Origin of the sequence: uncultured Mucilaginibacter sp., assembly GCF_937859865.1 — a bacterium.
Lineage (GTDB): Bacteria > Bacteroidota > Bacteroidia > Sphingobacteriales > Sphingobacteriaceae > Mucilaginibacter_A.
This window is the reverse complement of the sequence record NZ_CALMAT010000019.1, coordinates 1-2,586: the sequence shown is the minus strand read 5'-3', so window position 1 is coordinate 2,586 and position 2,586 is coordinate 1. Positions and strand designations below refer to the sequence as shown.

General features: G+C 43.4%; 3 protein-coding genes. 2 read left to right on the top strand and 1 reads right to left on the bottom strand.

What is annotated here, in order from left to right:
- Window positions 1–1,070: FGGY family carbohydrate kinase (locus Q0192_RS02590; RefSeq protein WP_299285631.1), on the bottom strand; the 1,070-nt coding region annotated here is incomplete at its 3' end.
- A 449-nt stretch (window positions 1,071–1,519) separates the two neighbouring features.
- Between Q0192_RS02590 and Q0192_RS02585 the strand changes: the two genes are divergently transcribed.
- Together Q0192_RS02585 and Q0192_RS02580 are read left to right on the top strand one after the other, a co-directional pair.
- Complete coding sequence (locus tag Q0192_RS02585; RefSeq protein ID WP_299285628.1) at window positions 1,520–1,783, top strand: hypothetical protein; 264 nt, start codon at window positions 1,520–1,522, stop codon at window positions 1,781–1,783.
- Window positions 1,704–2,586, top strand: an 883-nt coding sequence (locus tag Q0192_RS02580) for an LruC domain-containing protein (RefSeq protein WP_299285625.1), incomplete at its 3' end; no start/stop codon positions are given. The genes Q0192_RS02585 and Q0192_RS02580, both read left to right, overlap by 80 nt.

The following is a 2,586-nucleotide window of genomic DNA, read 5'->3' as shown; positions in this document are numbered from 1 at the left end:
CTGTTGTTCAGCATCCGTTCGGCACCGTTGCCAAAAGGCAAAACCAGCAAACCTTTGCTCCCAACCTTGATTTTGTTGGCCTCATCGTTCATCTGCCGGTAAGAAATACCGCTGCCAAAAAGGCTTTTTGCCCAACGGTTCATGCTTCCGGTACCGTTGATGCACAACAAAACACCGGTCCGCGTTTCGGTTTCGGTATAATTAACGTGGGCAAAAGTATTGACGCGCGATTGCGGATCGTAAACCGGCCGGTCGCTCACACCATAAATTACGCCCGAAGTTCCGGCCGTTGCAGCCACTTCGCCAGGTTTCAAAACGTTTAGAGAAAGAGCGTTATTTGGCTGGTCGCCAGCTTTGTAAGCAACCGGAATGCTTTTTTTAAGGCCTAATTTTTGTGCAATTTCCTGCTTTACCGTTCCGTGAACAGAAAAAACAGGTTGAATTGTTGGAAATAAATTTGTACTAAATCCAAAGTAGTTGATTACATCTTCAGAAAGGTTATGGCCGATGAAATCATAAAAAATACCTTCTGAAAGTGCAGCAACCGAAGTCGTGATTTCGCCCGTCAGCTTCATGGCAATAAAATCGCCTGGCAGCATTACTTTATCAATTTTACCAAATGTTTCGGGTTCGTTTTTTTTGACCCAGGCTAGTTTGGAGGCGGTAAAATTGCCGGGAGAGTTGAGCAAATGTTTGAGGCATTTTTCTTCGCCAATCGCTTCAAAAGCTTTGTTCCCGATTTCTACCGCCCTGCTATCGCACCAAATAATGCTGTTGCGCAACACGTTCTGGCCTTTATCCACCAAAACCAAACCGTGCATTTGGTAGGCAATGCCGATGGCGGCAATATCGGCAGGGCTGTATTTGCCGGAAAGGTTGCAAGCTAAAATTGCCTGCTGCGTATATGCCCACCAGGTTTCCGGCGATTGCTCTGCCCAGCCGGGCTGCAAAGAAATAATTTCTGCTTCTGCTTCCGGAAACTGTGCCGAAGCTAAAGTGCGCTGCGAAACGGCATCCAAAACAGAAACCTTGACAGAGGATGTGCCGATATCAATACCTAACAATAACATAATTGCAATGCTGTTTTTAGCAGGGTAAATTTGGTAACGAAAGTAATGATTTATCTGGTTTTTGTACCGGTTATAAATCTTTGTACCACAAACCTGTTTTTGTTAAAAAGCAAAAGTTTTATCAGGACTTTAAGAATTGATCAGCTAAACTGTTCTGTGCAATAAATCTTTTTTAAATGGATTTGAAAAAAATTTCAGAAATTTTATTGCTGGTTTTCTCATTTCAACCTTAAAAAAAATTAATTGCAGATTACAACATACACCAAATTTATTGTGCTAAAAGAAGTATTCTCCCAAAAGCATTTGCCGGTTTCCCTTTCAGTTAATTTCCTGCTTTTTTTCTGAAATTGCCCTATTCCGGCGTTCGCCTGCCCGGCAATTGCTGCCGGTGCTGCTGATAAACTTATTCTTTTTATCGCCGTAAAAACTGCCAAAACAACCATTTCAATATGAAAAAAAGCTTTTACCTGTTAGGTATTTTAGGCCTTGCTACCATAACTTCATGCAAAAAAGAGCATTATGGCGGCATAGACGAAAACAACTTTAAAAAAGTTGCGCCAAACGGCTTCGATTACAAAACCGCCAAAGATGTTGGCTTAAACCTTACTTTGCTTACCAACAACAACCAGCCTCTTGCTGCTCGCTTATTACACTTACAATACCGGCAACCCGCCTACGGCAACTTCGGGCGGAACCAATGCAAACGGTATTGATAAAATCACGATGGTTTTTCCTAACGCATCCGGTATTGGTTCGGGCGGCGCGTTAAAATCAGGCGACAAAGTTAAATTAGGTACTTTTAATGCCGGTACTACCATTGCCTTTGTTTTGCTTCAAAATGCTTGGACGGGCAGCGGCGTCAACCTAAACGCGCAAAAGTTTTATTCCGACAGCCAGTTGAACCCAGAAAGTACAAGTGCTTTAAAAAAGCATTCTATTGTTTTGTATGATGATGTGCACAAGCTTTACCTGTTTGGTTTTGAAGATTTGAACAGGGAATCATCTGCAACCAACCCCTACGGTTATGCTACGGACAACGATTTTAACGACCTTGTTTTTTATGCCACTGCAAACCCGATTGGTGCTATATCTCCCGTTGGCATCCCTCCGATTGACAAAGGCACCGACAGCGATGGCGATGGCGTTCCGGATGTATTGGATGCTTTCCCCAATGACCCTGCACGTGCCTACATCACTTATTTTCCTTCGCAAAATGGCCAGGCAAGGCTTGCTTTTGAAGACAACTGGCCTGCCAAAGGTGATTACGATATGAACGATTTGGTGATAGATTACCGCTATACTTTTGTTTTAAATGCCCAAAGAAACCTGGTAACTCTGCAAGGCGATTATAACGTTGTTGCTGTGGGTGCTTCATTCAAAAACGGTTTTGGCGTGCAATTGCCTTTTAGTGCTGCTTCTGTCAAATCGGTAACCGGGCAAAAAGCCGTTAGCAACTACATCCAGTTTGCCAGCAATGGTGTTGAAGCCGGACAAACGAACGCGGTCATCATTCCTT

Excerpts from the sequence above, each read along its gene's own strand:
- Q0192_RS02585 (WP_299285628.1), top strand. The coding sequence starts at position 1,520 with ATGAAAAAAAGCTTTTACCTGTTAGGTATTTTAGGCCTTGCTACCATA.